This window comes from Sedimenticola hydrogenitrophicus, from assembly GCF_025175675.1.
In the GTDB taxonomy this organism is placed as follows: domain Bacteria; phylum Pseudomonadota; class Gammaproteobacteria; order Chromatiales; family Chromatiaceae; genus Sedimenticola; species Sedimenticola hydrogenitrophicus.
On record NZ_JANIOA010000028.1, the window covers coordinates 24,165 to 44,177 of the forward strand.

Here is a 20,013-nt window from a genome sequence, read left to right on the forward strand (position 1 = left end):
TTAATCAACCAGATTTCTCAGCCTGAGCGCATTGCCGATCACCGAGACCGAACTCAGGCTCATGGCGGCGGCCGCGATCATCGGCGACAGCAGCAGGCCAAACAGGGGATACAGCACCCCGGCGGCCACCGGCACGCCGAGCGAGTTATAGACGAAGGCGAAAAACAGGTTCTGGCGGATGTTGCGCATGGTGGCCCGACTCAGCCGCCGGGCACGCACGATACCGCGCAGATCGCCCTTCACCAGGGTCACCCCGGCGCTCTCCATCGCCACATCGGTCCCCGTGCCCATGGCGATGCCGACATGGGCCTGGGCCAGGGCCGGGGCGTCGTTGATGCCGTCGCCGGCCATCGCCACGGTGTGGCCCTCGGCCTGCAGCTTCTTGACGATCTCCGCCTTCTGCTCCGGCAACACCTCCGCCTCCACCCGGTCGATACCGAGCTGATTGGCCACCGATGCAGCCGTGGTGCGGTTGTCGCCGGTCAGCATCACCACCGTTACCCCCTCGGCATGCAGGTCGCGGATGGCCTGGGGTGTGGAGGCCTTGATCGGGTCGGCAACGCCGATCAGCCCGGCCGCCTGCCCGTCGATGGCGACCAGCATCACCGTCTGTCCCTGTGCCCGCCCCGTCTCCGCCTCGGCCGGCAGCGTCCCGGGATCGATCGACAACGCTTCAAACAGTTTGAGATTGCCCAGCGCCACCGCCTGGCCATCGATATAGCCGGTGACCCCGCGCCCGGTAATGGAGTCGAACCGCTCGGTGGCGGCCAGTTTCACCCCCCGCTCCTCGGCGCCGCGCACGATCGCCTCGGCCAGCGGATGTTCACTGCCCCGCTCCAGGCTGGCGGCCAGCCGCAGGAGCTGCTGTTCGTCAAAGGGCGCGCGCGCCTGCACCGAGACCAGCTGCGGCCGCCCCTCGGTGAGGGTACCGGTCTTGTCCACCACCAGGGTGTCCACCCGCTCCATGATCTCCAGCGCCTCGGCGTTCTTGATCAGCACACCCAGGGTCGCCCCCTTGCCGGTGCCCACCATGATCGACATGGGGGTCGCCAGGCCCAGGGCACAGGGGCAGGCGATGATCAGCACCGCCACGGCATTGATCATGGCGTGGGCCAGGCGCGGCTCCGGTCCGTACAGGCCCCAGACAATCATGGTCACCACGGCGATCAACACCACCACCGGGACGAAATAGCCGGCCACGATATCGGCCAGTTTCTGGATCGGTGCCCGGGAACGCTGGGCCTCGCTGACCATGCGCACGATCTGCGCCAGCAGGGTGTCGGCCCCCACCTTCTCGGCCCGCATCAGCAGACTGCCGGTACCGTTCACCGTGGCCCCGATCAGCGGCTCGCCCGGCTGCTTCTCCACCGGTATCGGCTCGCCGGTGACCATTGCCTCGTCCACCGCGCTGTGTCCCTCGGTCACCACGCCGTCCACCGGTACCTTGTCGCCCGGGCGGATGCGCAGGATGTCGCCCGGTACCACCCGCTCCAGCGGGATATCCTCCTCGGCACCGTCCGCGCGCACGATACGGGCGGTATTGGGGGCAAGGCCGAGCAACAGCCGGATCGCCGCATTGGTCTGGCTGCGTGCGCGCAGTTCCAGTACCTGGCCCAACAGGACCAGGGCGGTGATCACGGCGGCGGCCTCGAAGTAGACCGGCACGCTGCCGTCGGCATGCCGCATGTTGAGCGGGAACAGCCCGGGCAACAGCAGGGCCACCACGCTATAGATCCAGGCCACCGACACGCCCAGACCGATCAGGGTGAACATATTGAGGTTCCAGCTCACCACGGACTGCCAGCCACGGATCAGCAGCGGCTTGCCGCCCCACAGCACCACCGGGGTGGCGAGGATAAACTCGACCCACTGGACCCCGCGCATCGACACCCCGGCCGGCAGCCAGCTGGGCGCCAGGTCGGCAATCATCGCCAGCAGGAACAGCGGCAGGGAGAGCAGCGCGCCGACCCGGAAGCGTCGGCTCATGTCGATCAGCTCTTCATTCCGCTCCTCGGGCACCACGGTGCGCGGTTCCAGCGCCATGCCGCACTTGGGGCAGTTGCCCGGGTGGTCCTGGACGATCTCGGGGTGCATGGGACAGGTGTATTCGGTACGCGGGGCCGCCACCGGGGCGACGGGCTCCAGGGCCATGCCGCACTTGGGACAGGCGCCGGGGCCCGGCTGTTGCACTTCGGGATGCATCGGACAGGTGTAGGTGGTGTCGGCGGTCGTTACCGCCGGCGGAACGCCGGGCGCCTCCGCCTTCGGCGCCAGGTAGGTCGCCGGGTCGGCGGAAAACTTCTGCAGACAATGGGCACTGCAGAAGCGGTATTCGACACCCTCGAACCGATGTCGGTGTTCGGCGGGTTCCGCAACCCGCATGCCGCACACCGGATCAATCGATTGCATCGGTAGCCCGCTTTCCACCTGTTTTATCATTATTCGCTCCTGTCGCCATCCGCCGAACCACGGCGGCGATACGGATTAGCCATCGTCGGCACCCACCCGTCACGGATGAATCCCGGACGTCCCGACAAACAGACCGGCCCAGTCTGCCCGACGCAGCCGATCAGCCGGTCAAGGTCCCGCCCAGCTGTTCGCGCACCCGCAGCAGCCGGGTGCGCACCTCGTCCGCCAGTTCAACCACCGCCTCACCCTGCACCAGGCCCAGCACCGCCTGCGGATCCATGAAGGCGACGCAAATCGAGCCGTCCGGCTCTTCGCGTATCACCACATTGCAGGGCAGCAGCAGCCCGATATCGGGATCGGCCTCCAGGGCACGATGGGCCAGGGGCGGGTTGCAGGCGCCGAGGATGCGGTAGGGTGCCCGCTCGATACCCAGCTTGTTCTTCAGGGTGGCCTGGACGTCGATCTCCGTGAGTATCCCGAACCCCTCGGCCTTCAACGCCTCGGTCAACTGCTGTTCGATCTCCTCCAGATTGCCGGTCAGGCGGGTTGAGAATCCGTACATGGTGCTGCTCCTCTGTATGCTGTTGTGAGTTGTATCTCGATAAGGGCCTGATTGAACCATCATCCCGACGCGGGGCCAATCCGGAATCACAAGGACGGGGACTCCGTGGCATCCGCGGCGGCGTGCCGGTCTACTTCGAGGCCGCCGCCGTCATCCGCTACCACGGGATACTCTGCCCGGATAAGCGCCGCGAATGCAAGGCCAAACTACGGGGCCGGCGTCATCGCCCGCCCCGATTCCATCTCAACGACAACCGCCCTGGCCCATCAGGGTCCGGGCCTGTTGCTGCTGCTGGGGGGTAAGCACGGAGTACAGGTTCTGCAGCGCATTGGAGACCTGCTGCCGCGACTGCCACATGGCCTGATGCTGAGTGTTGTGCGCGGCCGGATCATAGCCCTGGCCGGACCACATGGCCTGGTGCATCGCCTGCCCCTGGGCAACATGGGCCTGCAGCGCTTCGGCATAGCTGTTCCAGGCCGCTTCCTGATCCGCGGTAATACCCAGCTCGGTCTTTACCGCCGCCAGACGCTCCGCCGGATTCACGCCCTGCTGCCCCATCATGCCAGGGCCCTGCATCATACCGGGACCGCCCATCATGCCGGGACCCTGCATCATACCGGGACCACCCATCATGCCGGGGCCCTGCATCATGCCGGGACCGCCCATCGTGCCGGGGCCCTGCATCATACCGGGACCACCCATCGTGCCGGGCCCCTGCATCATACCGGGACCACCCATCGTGCCGGGCCCCTGCATCATACCGGGACCACCCATCGTGCCGGGGCCCTGCATCATGCCGGGACCGCCCATCGTGCCGGGGCCCTGCATCATACCGGGACCACCCATCGTGCCGGGGCCCTGCATCATACCGGGACCGCCCATCATGCCGGGACCCTGCATCATACCCGGACTGCCTTGCTGGTTCGGCGCGCCATAGCGAGGCTGCATCATATTAGGATTGGCATAACCGGGCTGCATCATGCCGTACCCTCCCTGTGGATTTTGACCCTGATACATCATCCCGGGTTGTCCATACATGCCGGGGCCGCCCTGGTAGCCGTAGGGGTTCTGCGCCAGCAATACACCGGTTACAGCGAGACCCACTCCAAGACCGACAGCCAGCACCAGTGTTTTTGTATTCGTTCTCATTTCAATCTCCTTATCGGTTGTTGCTGATCGAGCGACTGCTCTCTCTTGATCATGAGTAAACCATAGTCGTGTAGCGCAGTGTTGCAACATTGGCCCGAACAGGTAGCGAACTGTTTCAACCCGCCAAACTGTTACACTTTGATACATTAAAACTCCACGGGCCGGTTTATAACTGGCATAACACTACCGAGTCAGACAAGATGACAACGATTGACCACATACTGATAGTTGATGACGATCCGGAGATCCGCGAGCTGTTGGCCACCTATCTCACCAAGAGCGGGTACCGGGTATCGGCGGCCCGGGACGGCCGTCAGATGTGGCAGCAACTGGAACGTAACCGGATCAATCTGGTGGTACTGGATGTGATGCTGCCGGGCGAGGACGGCCTGATTCTCTGCCGCAATCTCCGCGGCAAGTCGAATGTGCCCATCATCATGCTGACGGCCCGGGGCGAGGAGATGGACCGGATTCTCGGGCTGGAGATGGGTGCCGACGACTACCTGCCCAAACCGTTCAATCCCCGCGAGCTCCAGGCGCGCATCAAGGCGCTCTTGTGGCGCGCCCGCAGCCTCCTGGAGAGCCGCCCGGAGAGCGGCGAGAAGATCCGTTTTTCCGGCTGGACCCTGGATACCTCGGCGCGCCACCTGGTGGCGGAGGACGGGGTGATCGTCTCGCTCAGCGGCTCCGAGTACAAACTGCTGCGTATCTTCCTCGACCGTCCGCGCCGGGTGTTGTCGCGTGACCAGCTGATGGGACTCCTGGAGGGACGCGACTGGACCCCGGATGAGCGCACCGTCGATATCCAGATCAGCCGCCTGCGCAAACGCCTGCGCGAGGATGCCCGGGAGCCGCAACTGATCAAGACCGTCCGTGGCGAGGGCTATGTCCTCTCCGCCAAGGTGGAGCCCGCATGAAAAATTGGCAGGAGAGCCAATTTTCACGGCCACACGGCCCCGAACTCCTCGAATCAACCGCGAAGCGCGCAAAGAGATTCAATGGATTACCTGAATCCACAGCTGTCGGAGTCAAACCAGCCTCCTGTCGTGCGTCGATTCACCGGACCGAGGCCGGTTTGACTCCGACACCTCAGGCACAATTCGAGGAGTGGGGGATCAAAAAAATCAAACCGTTATTTTCTTGGCGTCCTCAGCGGTTGAAATGAGGTTTTTAGGATGAACTGGCCGACCTATCCACGCACCCTGTTCAGCCGGCTGGTCATCCTGCTGCTGTTCGGGCTGGTGCTGGCCGAGGTGATCACCGCCCTGGTCCTGACCAGTGACCGGGGCTCGGTGATCCAGCGGGCCGTGGGGATACACAGCGCCCAGCGCCTCGCCGGCATTGTCAAGATCCTCGATCCGATGTCACCCGCACAGCGCCGGGAGACGGCAGCGGCCCTGGACGCGCCCGGCACCCGCATCAGCCTGACCCTGCCCCCGGTGGAACGGGGAGACAACCACGCGAGCGGCGACAGCGCCATATTCCTGACCGCCCTGCGCTACTACCTGGAGGAGGAGCGGGAGACACGTTTCGCCCTGGCCGGTACACAGGCGGATGGCCAATTCAACCCGTCGCGCGAGTTGCCCATGGGCATGGGCATGAATCCCCGCATGCAGGAGATGATGCATCAGCATCTGGCCGAAGCGGGGCTGATCCTCCCCAGCCAGGGGAGGCACCTGATCCAGGTGCGGCTGCGGGATGGCCAATGGGTCAGTTTTGGCGAACAGTTGCCGGAGGGAATCACCGCCTGGCCACTGCGCGTCACCCTGGCGCTCGGCCTGGTGCTGCTGATCCTGGGCCTGGTGGCCCTGCTGGCGGTGCGCTGGATCATCCGGCCACTGGCCTATCTGGCGGAGTCGGCGCGGGCCCTGGGAGAGGATCTGCAGCGCCCGCCGCTGGCGGAGGAGGGCCCCGAAGAGGTGCGCGGCACACTGCGCGCCTTCAATGCCATGCAACGGCAGATCCGCCAGTTCGTGGATGAGCGGTCGCGCTTCCTGGCCGCCATTTCCCACGACCTGAAGACGCCGATCACTCGTCTGCGCCTGCGTTCGGGGCTGCTCGATGACGCCAACCTGCAGGCCAAATTCGAACGCGACCTGGAGGAGATGGAGACCCTGGTTCAGGGCATTCTCGACTTCATGCGCGACCAGACCGGCCACGGGGAGGTCCAGGCGATGGATATCAACGACCTGCTGGAGACCCTGCAGATCGACGGCGAGGAGTCCGGCGCCCGCATCACCTTAAGCGGCCGGGCCGACCACTCTTTCCTCTGCCATCCGGTCTCCATGCGCCGCCTGCTCACCAACCTGGTGGACAATGCCGTCAAGTACGGTGGCCGCGCGGATATCGCGGTGGAGGATTCAGCCAAATCCCTGAAGATCACCATTGCGGATAACGGCATTGGGATCCCCGAAGCCGATCTCGGACGGGTATTTGAACCCTTTACCCGGGTGGACGACTCCCGCAGCAAGGCGAGCGGCGGCACCGGCCTGGGACTCTCGATCGCCAAAAACATCGCCCAGGCCCACGGCGGTACCCTGAGCCTGAGAAACCGGGAGGGCGGCGGCCTGATCGCCGAGGTCGTGCTGCCGAGAACCCGGGGACCGGCAAACGGAGCCGGAGGTTAGTCGCGTAGGGCGCGCTCGGTCGCGTGGAAGGGTGCTGTTGTAGGATGCGGTGAGTGAAACGAACCGCATCGCATGAGGGATTTCAGCGGCGGTGCGGTTCGCAAGCTCACCGGCACCCTACGGTACCCGGGGCACCCCCGGCGTGGATTAACCCCACTTCCAATGGAACTTTTTTCCAAACCAAGTCTCTGTAACAGAGTAAATATATCGAGTACCATTGGTACCGATATCATCTACCCGATAGCCGAAAGAGATCGCCGCACCCGATGAGACCACGCCCCCATCGCCTTTCCTTGCTGATGCTGATAGTGTTTTTGGCCCTGCTGCCATTAACCATCAGTTATGCGGCGTCGGCGCTGGAATCCGGGGTGGACGGCAGCCACGTCATGGATTGCCAGGGCGATGACTGCGACATGCAGCACGCGGGAGAGGACGAAGAGTGCTGCCAGCAGCAGTGCGATTCCTCCTTCGGCTCCCAGATCTGCAGCGACCAGACCCTGACCCTGGAGACCCCGCGCGGCGACAGTTACGTCGAGGCGGGCACTCCGGAAACGCCGGTTCCCCTGCCCGATCGCCCCCTAAGGCCCCCGCTACCCTCCGTCTGACAGACTGTCGGTCGACGACCGATGGCCGTCCCTGTCCGCCCCCTGGCGCGCCACAGGCGACCCCCTGATCAATGTCGACCGATCCCTTGCGGGTCAGCAACCGCCTTAGGCGCCGGTTGACTGTTGCCCGATCAGCCCGACACTCAGCCAGATCGAGCCGAAACATGAAAAAATTCGTCACCTTTGCCGCCCTGCTGCTGCTCGCCGGTTGCGAGGCCCCGGATCCCGAGGAACGACTTGCCGCTCTGCACTTGCCGCCGCCCGGTTTCAAAGGCGAGGCGGCGCAGGGAGCGCCGCTGTTTTCCACCTATTGCCAGGCTTGCCACGGCGCCGACGGCACAGGCACCGAGCAGGGCCCGCCCCTGGTCAACGACGTGTACCGGCCGAAGCACCACGCCGATTTCGCTTTCCACATGGCGGTACGCGACGGCGTGCGTCAGCACCACTGGGGTTTCGGCGACATGCCGGCGGTGGCCGACATCACGCCGGAGCAGACCGGGCACATCGTCGCCTACATTCGCCGGGAACAGTCAAATGCGAACATCCAGTAGCCGGAGAGAATCGGCGGACATCTTCCATTACGTCATAACCATCAGTCCTATTGCAGACAGGCCATCATCATGATCGAACTCTCCGGTATCAGCATCCTCTCCGCCTTCGGCGCCGGACTGATCTCCTTTCTCTCCCCCTGCGTGCTGCCTCTGGTGCCGGGTTATCTCTCCTATATCGGCGGCCAGTCACTGGATGAGATGCGCACCTACGGTCCATCGTCAAAAGAGACCCTGATCATTATCGGCCTGAGTCTCTGCTTCGTGCTCGGTTTCTCCACCGTCTTCATCGCCTTCGGCGCCAGTGCGACCGCCCTCGGCCGGCTGCTGATCAGCTACCGCTACGAGATGAACATTGTCGGCGGCATCATCGTGATCGTCTTCGGCCTGTTCATGACCGGCATCGTGAAGCTGAACCTGCTGCAGCGGGAACTGCGTATCCACGCCGCGCTGCCCGGCGGCAAGGCCCTCTCCTCCTACCTGCTGGGCCTCGCCTTCGCCTTCGGCTGGACACCCTGTATCGGCCCGATCCTGGGCGCCATCCTGACCGTCAGCGCCACCTCGGGGCTGATCGGCAGCGGCACCACCCTGCTGGCCATCTACTCTATCGGGCTCGGAGTGCCGTTCATTCTCGCCGCCCTGTTTACCGACCAGTTTCTGCATCACGCCAAGCGCTTCAGGCGGCACGGCCCCCTGGTGCACCGGATCGCCGGCGTCATCCTGATCATCATGGGTATTGCCATGGTGACCGGTTATCTGAACCGCATGTCGATCTGGCTGCTGCAGAACCTGACCTGGTTCAACAACCTGGGATAACCGTCCGCCGGACCCTATTGATTATCCAAACCTGATCGAGGAGTCACATGAAAACCACAGAAATCATCCAGATCGTCGTCATCTCTTCCGTGCTGCTGGGTGGCATTGCGGTTGCGGTGGGAAAATTCACCGGCTCATCTTCATCGGCGGCCACGGCCGACATCAAGGTGCCTGAGTTGTCCCGGTTGGCCGGCAAGGGTAAGGTTGCCTACGACACCAGCTGCAGCAGTTGCCATGGCGAAAACGGAGCGGGCAGCAAAGCCGGACCGCCGCTGGTGCATGACACCTACAACCCCGGCCACCACGCCGACGAGGCGTTTTTCCGCGCGGCGAAGAATGGGGTGAAACAGCATCACTGGCCCTTCGGCGACATGCCCCCGCGGCCGGAGGTGTCACAAAAAGAGGTGGCCAACATTATCGACTATGTGCGCGAACTGCAGGAGGCCAATGGCATCGTCTATCGGGCGCACCGCATGTAGCCGATCCCGCAGGGTGTGGTTGCTGGCGGAAAAAGCGGTGAGCCACAATGCGGGCAAGACGAACACCCCGGCACCTTCCCGGTACCGGAACGGTAAAGGTTCATTACTCTCGCCAAGTCGCCAAGAGCGCAAAGGTTAAAGCAAAGAGTAACTGCTCCAGGGGATGATTGGCCTGCCTTGTAGGCCTCACACGATGGCTTGCCTCCTCGAATCCGGTCCCTTTTTCAGCGCCTGCCCAAACTCGCTGCGCTCAAACAAGGGCAGGCTTGAATCTGAAAAAGGGACCGGATTCAAGGCGCCATCAAGATCGGCCCACAAGGCAGACCAATCACTTACAGGCCGGGTAAGTAGTTACAGCAAAGAATGGTTTTTTTCTTGGCGTGCTTGGCGTCTTGGCGAGAGTCCATTTGTCATCTGTCATCCAAAGGCAGTCAACCGAACGGCACTAAGTTAAGCCCAGAACCACCGTCATCCCGGCGAATGCCGGGATCCAGGCGGTTCGATGGAGGCAGTTTCCCTGGATTCCGGCCTGCGCCGGAATGACGGAAACAGGTGTATCCCGGCTTAACTTAGTGCCATTCGGCACTCAACCCGTGCAGAGGTCAAACCTGAGCAGTCCCCCGGTTGAGCCGGGGATTGGCCCGGCATTCAGCGCTGCTTGTGGCTGCCGTCGCACAGGGGTTTGTGACCAGACCCCTTGCAGCCGCAGAAGTAGACCGTCCCGGACTCCGTGGCTTCGTATTTGATCGGGCGGAACTCGGTGACCTTGTGGGAACCGTCGCAGAATGGTTGGGTTGCGCTGCGGCCACAGGCACACCAGAAATAGGTCTTGCCCTGCTCCACTTCCACGGCGAAGGGGCTATCGGCGGCGCGTACGGGTTCACTCATCTCCTGTTGCTCCTCGATCCGGCCGCGACTCAAGCAGTACGGCTCGCCCTAAGCTTAGCCCATCGGCAGGCCGTAATATGAACAGGATTTGTGTTGAAAATCAGATGGCAAACATCGCTTCCAGGTCGTGCCGCGAGTAGGCCTTGAATGCCAGCATGGTGTCGGTCTTCTCGATGCCGTCGATCTTGACCAGTTGCTCGGTCACCAGGCGGGCCAGATCGTCGTTTTGCGCGACGCGCACGATGACCACCAGATCATAGTTGCCGGTCACCGAATAGACCTCGGACACCTCCTGCATCTCGGCCAGTTGCTCGGCGATCTCATTGATCCGGGTGCGTGCCACGTTCAGTAGGATAATCGAAGTGATCATCGGCTTGATCTCCTGGGATGGTATATGTTGGGTTCCACAACAGGCAGGGGGACTTGTCTCCCCCTACCCAATCCGCTGCTTTGGGTAAATTCTCGCACAGGACGCTTCATCCGATCCACAACCGGGAGCGAACAAAACGGGCATACGCTCCGCACGCGGGATGGGCAGGGTGCAACACCCCGGCAGTGGTCCATGACCGGCACGGAAACCGGGAGTGGCTGCGACCTGGCCGGTTACATGGCCATTTCGAGATCATCCTGGACCCGGTCGATACCGGCCTGGGCGCAGGCTTCGTCGGTCTCGCCGGATGGCGCGCCACTCACCCCCACCGCCCCCAGCAGCATGCCGCCAGCCTGGATCGGCAGGCCGCCGGCGGACATCACCAGCCCCTGCACCCGGCCGATCGGGGTATTGGCCCGGGAAACCAGCTGGGAAGTGGCGGCATTGAAGTTGGCCGCGGTGAAGGCCTTCTGGCGGCTGATCTCGACGGTGATGGGTGCGGCGATGGTATCCCGCGACACCACCTGGATCACCCCGTCGCGGTCGACCACCGTGACCCCGATCTGGATCCCCTCCTTGCGGCAGGCGTCGATGGCGCCCAGGGCGATCTCCCGGGCCGTCTCCAGGGTCAGGCGCTGAATATTGACCGTGCGGGATGCCTCGTCGGCGGCGGCGGGAATCGACAGCGCCAGTCCCAGACAGAGGGCGCTCAGACTTCTATTTTTATTCATTTTCGTTATCTCCTCCTGTGAACTTGCACCGGCCATTGTAACGGTTTACCGAAACAACAGAATTGTGGAAAACCTCAGTATTGTCACAGGCACCTTGCCCGTCGGCCTCTCAGAGCCGCAGCCAGCCCCGCCGATGGATCCAGGTCACCAGCATCCCCAGCAGAAACGCCAGTCCGACATTCCAGATGGCGCTGGCGGCGGTGATCAGGGTGATGAACCGCTCCGCTTTCCGCGGGTCAAGCCGGCCGCTGCCGAGCGCCAGTTGCGAACCGGTGATGAACAGGATCACCCCGAGGATGGCGGTCGGCAGCAAGCCCAGCAGCAGTTCCACCGAACTGCTGAAAAACAGCGCGCCCAGCAGCAGGATGCCGCCGAGGATAATCGGTGCCCCGCCGGTGCGGGCGCCGAACGCCACGTGCCCGGCCATGCCGCCGGCCCCGTGGCACATGGGCACCCCACCCACCGCCGAGCCGAACAGATTCATCAGGCCGGTGGAGACCGCCACCCCGCGGTCGCTTACCGGCCGGTCGGGAAACAGCCGGTTGTTCTCCTCGCGGATCGCCAGCAGCGCATTGCCCAGGGTGAGCGGTAGCTGGGGCAGTGCCAGGAACAGGGTACCGGTCAACAGATCGGCCCAGGTGAGTTCGGACAAGGCAAAAGCCGGCAGGCGAAACTCGATGGAGACCGTCGCCAGGGCATCGAGCGTGCCGGGATTGAGCAGCACACCGCACAGCAGGCCGAACACCAGCAGTGCCAGCATGGCGGGGATCCTTCGGCTGCTCAATAGCAGAATGGTCCCGGCCAAGCCGGCCACCGCGATGTACCAGTTGGCTGCCATCAACTTCACCCCTTCCAGCATAAAGCTCATGCCCAGCCCGAGGATGATGCCCATGAGCACGGGGCGGCTGACCAGCCGGCCGATTTTCTCGGCGGTGCCGCTGAGCCCCAGCAGCAACCAGATCAGGCCGGTGACCAGTCCGGCGGCAAAGATGGCCGGCACGGTCACGGCAAACTGGGCGCCCTGGGTCGCCACCACCGCGCCGATCGCCTTCATCGGCTGCACCGGAAACGGTGTCCGGTAATAGGCGCCGCAGATGATCAGCACCACGCCGAACGCAAACAGCACGCCCAGCGGATCCACCTTGGCCACGCTGATATAGGCGACGACAAAGGGGATCAGGGTACCCAGGTCGCCAAAGGCGCCGGCCCACTCCATGCGGTCGAAGCGGTTGCGCGGCCGCTGCGGGGCGGAGCCGTGCTCCCCGCCCGGTCGCGCGGCGGCCGGGCGGTCCGGGTTCGCGTCCCTGTTCCCTTGCCTATCAATCACGGCATCTCCTGTGGTTGCGCAATCCCTTCAACGGTCACCTTCAGAGCGACGCCCAGGCGGTCAGATAGACCACCGAAATATAGCGCAGCGCCTTGCCGGTACCCACCAGCAGCAGGAACGGCCACAGACGCACCTTCATGGTACCGGCGATCAGGGTCAGGGCGTCACCCACGACCGGCGTCCACGCCAGCAGCAGGCTCCAGATACCGTAACGCTGAAACCAGCGCTGCGCCTTGTCGATCTGGTTCTGACTGAAATAGAACCAGCGGCGATTCTGAAAATGCAGCAGATACCAACCCAGCAGCCAGTTGACCACCGCGCCGAGGGTGTTGCCGAGCGTGGCGACCACCACCAGCGTGGCCGCATCCCCCCCATCCCGCAACAGGGCAAACAGGATCGCTTCGGAATAGAACGGAAATATGGTGGCGGCCAGAAAGGCGGAGCTGAACAACAACAGGTAGGAGAGGATCATGCCTTATCCTGCAACAACCTGCGAAACAGCGCAATCCATGGCGGCCGTGATCAGCGCCCGGCATCGGACAGGCTGAAGCGGCCGGACTCCTCCAGGTTGACGAAGGGCATCAGGCCGCCGACATCGAGTCGCGCCTTGAAGCGGTAACCGAGACTGGCATGCTGGCGTGAGAACAGGTCACTGAACAGACGCACGCTGCCGAACAGATTGGGGCTGGCTTGAATCGTGAAGTCCGCCATGCCGTAACCGGGCACGCCGGGCAGATCCGCGGTGGCGCCGCTGATTATCCGGTGTCCCTCGACCTCCAGGGAATAGCTTATGCCCTTTAACGCCAACGCGGCCCGGTTGGGGTTGATCACCTGAATGCCGATATCGAACACCGGCGCCTGACCGGTGGATTCCGGCGCCAGGGCGAAAGAGGTGATGTTGACCTGGGGCTTTTCGTAATCGCGCCAGAGTCCGGCGCAGCCGCTCAGCAGTAGGGAGAGCAGGAGCGGAACGGCAACAAGTCGAAAGTGACGCATTGAAAATCTCCAGTGGCCGGTTGCTATTGAATCATCCGCTGCCGCTCTGGACCGCCCCATCAACCATAGCGAGGGGCAAACATGATGATCCCCATACCCGTCAATGCCACAGCGGAGCCGATCAGGTCCCAGGACGTCGGCTGAACGCCATCAACGGCCCAGAGCCAGAGGATGGCGACAAATACATAAACCCCACCATAGGCGGCATAGACCCGCCCGGCGGCGGTCGGATGCAGGGTGAGCAACCAGGCGAATGCCGCGAGACTGAATGCGGCAGGCACCAGCAACCAGGCGGACCGGCCCTGGTTAAGCCAGAGGTATGGCAGATAACAGCCTACGATTTCCGCTACTGCGGTGATCAGAAAAAGGCCAACCGTTTTCAGTTCAGTCATGCCGCATTATAGCGCCGTCCGTCTCCTCGGGAATCCCCAACGCATCCAGTATCGTTCCGGTTTCGCTAACAATCTGCTGCCGCTGCATGATCAGCGTATGGGGTATGATGGCCCGGTACTTTTCCGGCAGTACGGAACCGTTGGCGGAGATGATCTCATCGAGTGCCTCTGCCAACGCTTCGGTGAGTCGCTCCTCGCCGTTCCCCGCCGGCTCCATCTCATCCACCCCGGCTTCAATCACCTCTTCAACCGCTTGGTTCATCAGCGAGACACTATAAAAATCGGCGATCTGCGTGACCCCGACACGGGTGCAGAGCAGCCGCTCGTCCAGGGTATCGAGGGGCAGGTGGTAGTTGTGATGATTGGCGACGATATCACTGATCGCCTTGGGGATATCCCAGCGCGCACAGGCCTCGGCACCGACCCGGACATGATCGACACCGCAGATATTGACCTCTGCATCCAGTAACTCGGTCGGGGTCATCCAGTGACTTTCATCAATCCGGGCAGGCCCTTGCGGAACCGCCTGAAAGATAACGAAGCGTCCGATATCATGCAGCAGCGCACCCAGATAGATGATCTCACTGTCCAGGTGCAGATCGGGCATCACTTCAATCAGTTTTCTGGCGATCACCGCCACCTGTACCGAATGGACCCAGAGATTACGGTCACTCTGATTATTCGGTTCAAAGGAATCCATCAGCGACAGGCTGGCGACGATACCCGCGATCTGTCGGGAACCGAGTCGGGCTATGGCGTGTTTGAGACTGAATTTCTCCGCCATCTGACTGGACCGGCAGGTCCTGGCGGCATACTGCACCAGGCGGATGGAGAACGTGGGGTCCTGCCGGGCCAGGTGGTAGACCTCATCGAGAAACCGGTCATCATCCGGACTCAGGACCAGCAGTTGCGAGACCACCGAGGGTAGCAGGGGCAGGTCCGTTACCATGTTATTGATGGCAGCCAAATAGTGCTGTTTACCGGGCCCGCTACTATTCATGGAATTATCCACGTCTCCCCTATTCCAACAACAGCTTTCTATTGTGCCTTCACTATTTACCCGATCATTGCAAAAATCGACCTGTAGGAAGCCCGCCCCCGGGCCGAAATCGCGGCGGGGCGCCGCTCCTACCGGTGCAATTCTGGACTGCACCAGCGGTGCATTCCAGGAAACCATGCAACATGTCTATTCCATCCGGCAAATAACGGGGTGAAGCAAATCATCGGGCCATGATTAATGCAACTATTGGGTTTAATAGTAGCAGATCCCGATTTAAGGGAAGATATTTCGGCCGTTACGAGCGCGGCAACTCGCTTTTGGCTTGGCCGCTCAAGCGGTTGCAAACAGGCGCACTTGTGCACCCGCACAACACGCAGGCGCAGGATTCCACTATGCTGCCCGTATGGACCATTTCAGGAAATACAGCCCCATGTGGAGTCTGCTACTGACGGCGGCCGGCGCCTACGCTATTTTGCTGTTGGTCGTCTATCTCGGCCAGTCCAGTCTACTCTATCTGCCCGGCATCCCCTCACGGGAGCTGGCCGCCAGCCCCCGGGATATCGGCCTGCCCTATGAAGAGGTACGCCTGGTGACCGCCGACGGTATGGCGCTGCATGGCTGGTATATCCCGGCCGAGAACGCACGGGGCACCCTGCTGTTCTTCCACGGCAACGCGGGAAATATCTCCCACCGGCTGGACTCGTTGCGTATCTTTCATCAACTGGGACTCAACATCCTGATTTTCGATTACCGTGGCTACGGCCAGAGCGAGGGAACACCCAGCGAAGCGGGAACACACCAGGATGCCCTGGCGGCCTGGGATCATCTGGTCGACACCCGGGGCGAATCGCCGGAGCGCATTGTGCTGTTCGGCCGCTCGCTGGGGGGCGCGCTGGCGGCCTGGCTCGCCGCGCGCGAGCAACCGGGGGCGCTAATCCTGGAGTCCGCCTTTATCTCGGTCCCGGACATGGCCGCCGATTTGTACTGGTGGCTGCCGGCCCGCTGGCTCGCCCGCCTGCAATACGCCACACGGGACTATCTGGCCGAGGTGCGGTGTCCCGTGCAGGTGATACACAGCCCTGACGACGAAATCATTTCGTATCGGCACGGCCGGTCGCTCTATGCGGCGGCCCGACCTCCCCGGACCTTTCCGCAATTGCGGGGAGATCACAATACGGGATTCCTCATGAGCGGAGCGACCTATGTCAACGGTCTCGATGCCTTCCTCACCGCTCACCTCTCCGGTGGGCGGATTGTGCCGCGCTGACGGCCTGGCGGCGGGTATCGGCTGATCAGCGCGGCAATAAATGAGTCTGCCCCCTGCTTTCGGCCATCGCTGAACTCTTGACACGCTCCCCGTTGCTGGTTATAGGTGGCGTGCACTGTTCCCGTTCCCATTCTGATAACAAACCAGAACGAAGGAGGAGTGGCCGTGAAAAATGGCCACAGAGCCAATAAATGAGCTATGAAATAGTACTGCAACTGGAAGACACGGCAGGAGCCCTCGCCCGGGTGATGAGTTGTCTGCGTAAACTGGGACTGGGCATCGACAGGCAAAGTTTTGAAATACGCCCCGAGGGTGGTCGCAATCTGATCCTGGAGGTCAATGGGCCGCTGTTGAATGAAGAGCAACTGCGCCCGCCTTTGGAATCACTGAATGGCGTGGCAAAACTGCTGAGTGGCGGAACAGCCGATACAACCGGCAGCCCGGCTCCAACACCGGCCGATAGCCCCGCTACCCGGTATAAAGATAAAGATTCTGAAGCCGGGGATGCCGACATCCGCGATCGCATGCTGATCTTCTCCCTCCTCAGCCGTTACCCCAACATCTCCGGAAGGCTGGTCGAAATCAACAGTGCCATTCCCGAAGCTGAACGCGGGCAGCGAATGCGGGAACTGGGAGAGGGATTCGGCTGCCATCTGTACAAGAACCTCAAGGTGAATGGTGCGGTGAGCGAGCTGCGCTTCGCCATTGATCTGCTGCTCGTTCCCGCCCTGTCGCCCCTGGTGAACATATCAAAGTACAGCGAAGGGGTTCGGGTCAGCGGGTATACCAGGAACATGAAACACGCGGCGCACAGACCGGAATGCTGCGAATTCCTGGCTGGGACCATGCAAGGCCTGCTCGACAGTGCGGACGCGCTGCCCGGCTATCGTGTGGACAAGGTCGGTTGCACCCATCACGGCGCGGCCAGCTGTGAGTACCAGTTGTCCCCGGCCTGAATACCGTTAACTCAACCCTATCATTGTGATAATCGACCTGTAGGCGCGGCGCCTCGCCGCGATATCGGCCCGGAGGCGGGCCTCCTACAGGGTGCAATACCGGACGTCACCAGCGGTGCATTCCAGGAAGCCATGCAACGTGTCTATTTCATCCGACAGATAACGGGGTGAAACAGATCATTGGGTCACAATTAATGCAACTACTGGGTCAAATTTCGGAGTTCTAGAGGCGTCGTGCAGGGCGTGCCACCCCCTTGCCGGGACCGTCGGAGGCAGGAGGAGTGATACAGGGATGTACCGTTTACGGAGCCGAGGATGCCATGCCGACGCCGAGCGTACAGGGACGTATTCACAGCGTGTCCCGGCGAGGGAGTGGCCCGCCCGGTGTCTGGAACTGAGCTTCGGAAATCGCCGCTTGCCGATCGGTGTTTCCGCGCGGGGATTCAGGCACTACCCGCGTAACTGGTCCAGCGCCTGTTGTACCCGTTCCAGCCAATCCGCCGAAACATCCTGATAGCCGTACTCCCCGCCAAAGGCACTGGAAAATGCCACATCGGGTTTTAACTCCCGCAGCAGCCTGAGGCTTTCGCTGAGTGCATCCTTGTCGGAGCCGGCGAGGAGGCCCGGTTTCCAGGTGCCGTCATCGCCAAGATAGAGTGTGTCGCCAGTGAACAGGTAACGTTGACCGTGGGCTGAGTGCACCAGAAAACAGGTGCTTCCAGGCGTGTGTCCCGGAGTGGGAATGACCTCGATGTTGCCCAGTAGCACTTCACGCTGATCAAACAGGATATCCGGGGCGCAGATGCGGGCAAACTCCCCTTGCTCACGCACATGGCCACCCAGCTTGGTGCCGAAACGTTGGCATATCGCCTTCAGCGATTCGCCCAATTCATCCCTATGACTCAGAAACTGGTATGTGACCCCACCCAGCGCCTCCATCCGGTCCAGTTCACGGGTATGGCCGGTGTTGTAAAACAACACGTTTCCGCTACGTCGGATTACCAGGTAGGCATGCGTGGTGAGACCCGGAAACGGACTCTCCACCTCCGTCTCCCACACATCAGGCAGAATTTGTATCATCTTGCCCTCCGGTGTTCTGGAGGCTACTCACGCGGCTGGTGAGGCCATCCGGGTTCGCAGCTCCACCGTATTCCCTTCCGGATCCTTGATATAGATAGAACGACCCAAACCCTGTGCACCGTATCGTTCCGCAAACTCGCCGACCGCTATACCAACACCTTCCAGGTGCTTGACGAGCTCGTCCTCGGGAATGGATTTTATCTGCAGGCAGAAATGATCAAGATTATTACCTTCCGCAGTCGGCGCCGCGCCCCCGAGTCGGCCCAGACGGCTGTCCACAGCCACAATGTCGATTAACGAAAAGCCCGCCCGCAACTGGGTAAGGCCGGTCTCCGGAGAGGATTGCCGTTCCACCTTGCAACCCAAGACCCGGGTATAAAAATCCAGCATCTGGTTCAGTTTTGTCGTGCGCAAGACCAGGTGATCAATGCCCGCCACTTCAATCATCTTCCACCCATCTGTTGAGTGATAAATAGATTAACCGATAAGAGTAAATATAGAGCACCGACAATATTTTGGTGCTGCGGAGCATCAATGAGGGATTAATTCGTACACCCGCTGGATGGGTGACGCCGAAACGAGGTGCCTAGCGTTGTTCCTGCAATACGTCACACAGGATCACTTGGCCAACCCCGTTCCATACTGTGTCCACCATATTTTATCTGGCGGGATCAGAAGGGTACCGGGTACTGCCTGTGGACTGACGCGATATCTTTCAGAACAGCATCATTCAAAGCGAGTTCGAAAGCGCCCATATTTTCCCGCAGCTGATCCATCGAGGTGGCACCGATAATCGTGGAGGTAACACCGTCTGTCTGGTTACACCAGGCCAGTGCCATCTGCGCGGGTTTCAGACCGTGCTTTCTTGCCACCTCGACATAGGCTTTGGTCGCCGCGTTACTCGACTCGGTATCGCGAAACAGGCCGTTGCGTTGCAATTGGCTCCAGCGGGAACCCGCCGGGCGCGCCCCATCAATGTACTTGCCGGTCAACCCGCCGCCCGCCAGTGGTGACCAGGGCAGAAATGCCACATCGGCATGTACGCAATTCTCAACCAGATAGGGCCAATCCTTGGTATGCAGCAGATTGAATTCGTTCTGGATTGAGGTCACACGCACAAGATCATGCTGTTCACTCAGGCGGATATACTCGTTTATTCCCCAGGGGGTATCGTCAGAGAGCCCAAAGTGGCGGATTTTGCCTGCTTTAACACATTCATCAAGCGCCTGGAGAATCTCCAGCATCTGTTCGGAATGGGCCTTTGCATCGACCGCCGTGAAGCACAGCTTACCTGGATGATGTTTGGCAAAATGGGGGGAAGTGCGATTCGGCCAATGCAACTGGTATAGATCGATAAAGTCTGTCTGCAGGCGCTGCAGCGAGCCATCGACCGAAGAGATAACCGCCTCGGCGGTGATATCACCCCCGTTGCGGATGTAGCTCAGACCGTTACCGGCGATCTTGCTGGCCAGAACAAACTCATTGCGCCGGGACGGATTGGCCGCGATCCAATTTCCTATGATGGTTTCCGTGGAGCCATAGGTCTTCGCGGTGGGGGGGATGCCATACATCTCCGCGGTATCGATAAAATTCACCCCATGTGACAAGGCGTATTCAATCTGCTCATTTGCCTCCTGCTGATTGTTCCGCGTCCCCCAGGTCATAGTGCCCAGGCACACTCTCGATACCAACAGGCCACTGCTGCCCAGTTTGGAAAATTCCATAGCGATCCCAGCCTTCACTCTTCTCAAAATCGTATAGATATTATCGATAGATTAGCCTCTACATACAACAGCGGCAGGCGTAACGGG

Annotated in this window: 23 protein-coding genes; 9 read left to right on the forward strand and 14 right to left on the reverse strand. The window is 61.6% G+C overall.

Features of this window, described 5'->3' with window-relative positions:
• From NPX02_RS14760 to NPX02_RS14770, 3 genes are all read right to left on the reverse strand, one after another.
• Positions 1 to 2,439, reverse strand: a complete 2,439-nt coding sequence (locus tag NPX02_RS14760; RefSeq protein ID WP_260294526.1) for a heavy metal translocating P-type ATPase — start codon at positions 2,437 to 2,439, stop codon at positions 1 to 3.
• 130 nt (positions 2,440 to 2,569) lie between these two features.
• Positions 2,570 to 2,971, reverse strand: coding sequence for a DUF302 domain-containing protein (locus tag NPX02_RS14765; protein WP_260294527.1), 402 nt, complete (start codon positions 2,969 to 2,971; stop codon positions 2,570 to 2,572).
• 243 nt (positions 2,972 to 3,214) lie between these two features.
• A complete protein-coding gene (locus NPX02_RS14770) occupies positions 3,215 to 4,120 on the reverse strand; it encodes a Spy/CpxP family protein refolding chaperone (protein ID WP_260294528.1) in 906 nt (301 codons plus the stop codon).
• Between the two features lie 200 nt (positions 4,121 to 4,320).
• Between NPX02_RS14770 and NPX02_RS14775 the strand changes: the two genes are divergently transcribed.
• From NPX02_RS14775 to NPX02_RS14805, 7 genes are all read left to right on the forward strand, one after another.
• Entirely contained in the window at positions 4,321 to 5,037 is a 717-nt protein-coding gene (locus NPX02_RS14775; protein WP_260294530.1) for a response regulator, read from the forward strand.
• Positions 5,034 to 5,285: a hypothetical protein gene (locus NPX02_RS14780; RefSeq protein ID WP_260294531.1), complete on the forward strand. Its 252-nt coding sequence runs from the start codon at positions 5,034 to 5,036 to the stop codon at positions 5,283 to 5,285. The genes NPX02_RS14775 and NPX02_RS14780 overlap by 4 nt, the downstream gene beginning before the upstream one ends.
• A 10-nt stretch (positions 5,286 to 5,295) precedes the next feature.
• Positions 5,296 to 6,747 carry a sensor histidine kinase gene (locus tag NPX02_RS14785; RefSeq protein WP_260294532.1) on the forward strand — a complete coding sequence of 484 codons (1,452 nt, stop codon included), beginning with the start codon at positions 5,296 to 5,298 and terminating at the stop codon, positions 6,745 to 6,747.
• A 266-nt stretch (positions 6,748 to 7,013) separates the two neighbouring features.
• The gene (locus NPX02_RS14790) at positions 7,014 to 7,352 is read left to right on the forward strand and encodes a hypothetical protein (RefSeq protein ID WP_260294534.1); all 339 of its coding nucleotides are present in this window, start codon (positions 7,014 to 7,016) and stop codon (positions 7,350 to 7,352) included.
• A 164-nt stretch (positions 7,353 to 7,516) separates the two neighbouring features.
• Entirely contained in the window at positions 7,517 to 7,903 is a 387-nt protein-coding gene (locus tag NPX02_RS14795) for a c-type cytochrome (RefSeq protein WP_260294536.1), read from the forward strand.
• Positions 7,904 to 7,972: 69 nt separating this feature from the next.
• A complete protein-coding gene (locus NPX02_RS14800; RefSeq protein WP_260294537.1) occupies positions 7,973 to 8,716 on the forward strand; it encodes a cytochrome c biogenesis CcdA family protein in 744 nt (247 codons plus the stop codon).
• 47 nt (positions 8,717 to 8,763) lie between these two features.
• Positions 8,764 to 9,195: a c-type cytochrome gene (locus NPX02_RS14805; protein WP_260294538.1), complete on the forward strand. Its 432-nt coding sequence runs from the start codon at positions 8,764 to 8,766 to the stop codon at positions 9,193 to 9,195.
• 648 nt (positions 9,196 to 9,843) lie between these two features.
• Here NPX02_RS14805 and NPX02_RS14810 read toward each other — a convergent pair.
• The 8 genes from NPX02_RS14810 to NPX02_RS14845 all read right to left on the reverse strand — a co-directional run bounded on the left by NPX02_RS14810 (position 9,844) and on the right by NPX02_RS14845 (position 14,899).
• Entirely contained in the window at positions 9,844 to 10,083 is a 240-nt protein-coding gene (locus NPX02_RS14810) for a CDGSH iron-sulfur domain-containing protein (protein WP_260294539.1), read from the reverse strand.
• A 100-nt stretch (positions 10,084 to 10,183) separates the two neighbouring features.
• Positions 10,184 to 10,453: an Lrp/AsnC family transcriptional regulator gene (locus tag NPX02_RS14815; protein WP_260294540.1), complete on the reverse strand. Its 270-nt coding sequence runs from the start codon at positions 10,451 to 10,453 to the stop codon at positions 10,184 to 10,186.
• A gap of 233 nt (positions 10,454 to 10,686) precedes the next feature.
• Complete coding sequence (locus NPX02_RS14820; RefSeq protein ID WP_260294541.1) at positions 10,687 to 11,184, reverse strand: GlcG/HbpS family heme-binding protein; 498 nt, start codon at positions 11,182 to 11,184, stop codon at positions 10,687 to 10,689.
• A 109-nt stretch (positions 11,185 to 11,293) separates the two neighbouring features.
• The gene (locus NPX02_RS14825) at positions 11,294 to 12,511 is read right to left on the reverse strand and encodes a putative sulfate/molybdate transporter (protein WP_260294542.1); all 1,218 of its coding nucleotides are present in this window, start codon (positions 12,509 to 12,511) and stop codon (positions 11,294 to 11,296) included.
• A gap of 40 nt (positions 12,512 to 12,551) precedes the next feature.
• A complete protein-coding gene (locus tag NPX02_RS14830) occupies positions 12,552 to 12,983 on the reverse strand; it encodes a YqaA family protein (RefSeq protein WP_305792893.1) in 432 nt (143 codons plus the stop codon).
• A 50-nt stretch (positions 12,984 to 13,033) separates the two neighbouring features.
• Positions 13,034 to 13,507: an LEA/WHy family protein gene (locus NPX02_RS14835; protein ID WP_260294543.1), complete on the reverse strand. Its 474-nt coding sequence runs from the start codon at positions 13,505 to 13,507 to the stop codon at positions 13,034 to 13,036.
• A 59-nt stretch (positions 13,508 to 13,566) separates the two neighbouring features.
• Complete coding sequence (locus tag NPX02_RS14840) at positions 13,567 to 13,899, reverse strand: YnfA family protein (RefSeq protein ID WP_260294544.1); 333 nt, start codon at positions 13,897 to 13,899, stop codon at positions 13,567 to 13,569.
• Positions 13,892 to 14,899, reverse strand: a complete 1,008-nt coding sequence (locus tag NPX02_RS14845; protein WP_260294545.1) for an HDOD domain-containing protein — start codon at positions 14,897 to 14,899, stop codon at positions 13,892 to 13,894. Before NPX02_RS14845 ends, NPX02_RS14840 begins: the two co-directional genes overlap by 8 nt.
• 430 nt (positions 14,900 to 15,329) lie before the next feature.
• Here NPX02_RS14845 and NPX02_RS14850 point away from each other — a divergent pair, with 430 nt between their 5' ends.
• Both NPX02_RS14850 and NPX02_RS14855 read left to right on the forward strand, forming a co-directional pair.
• The gene (locus NPX02_RS14850) at positions 15,330 to 16,166 is read left to right on the forward strand and encodes an alpha/beta hydrolase (protein WP_260294546.1); all 837 of its coding nucleotides are present in this window, start codon (positions 15,330 to 15,332) and stop codon (positions 16,164 to 16,166) included.
• Between the two features lie 191 nt (positions 16,167 to 16,357).
• On the forward strand, positions 16,358 to 17,122 hold the full coding sequence (locus NPX02_RS14855; protein WP_260294547.1) for a hypothetical protein: 765 nt from the start codon (positions 16,358 to 16,360) through the stop codon (positions 17,120 to 17,122).
• Positions 17,123 to 17,572: 450 nt separating this feature from the next.
• On the opposite strand, the gene NPX02_RS14860 is transcribed toward NPX02_RS14855, so the two are convergent.
• The 3 genes from NPX02_RS14860 to NPX02_RS14870 form a co-directional block, all read right to left on the reverse strand.
• Complete coding sequence (locus NPX02_RS14860; RefSeq protein WP_260294548.1) at positions 17,573 to 18,202, reverse strand: MBL fold metallo-hydrolase; 630 nt, start codon at positions 18,200 to 18,202, stop codon at positions 17,573 to 17,575.
• Between the two features lie 27 nt (positions 18,203 to 18,229).
• Complete coding sequence (locus NPX02_RS14865) at positions 18,230 to 18,649, reverse strand: VOC family protein (protein WP_260294549.1); 420 nt, start codon at positions 18,647 to 18,649, stop codon at positions 18,230 to 18,232.
• Positions 18,650 to 18,873: 224 nt separating this feature from the next.
• Complete coding sequence (locus NPX02_RS14870; RefSeq protein WP_260294550.1) at positions 18,874 to 19,926, reverse strand: aldo/keto reductase; 1,053 nt, start codon at positions 19,924 to 19,926, stop codon at positions 18,874 to 18,876.
• Positions 19,927 to 20,013: the final 87 nt, after the last annotated feature.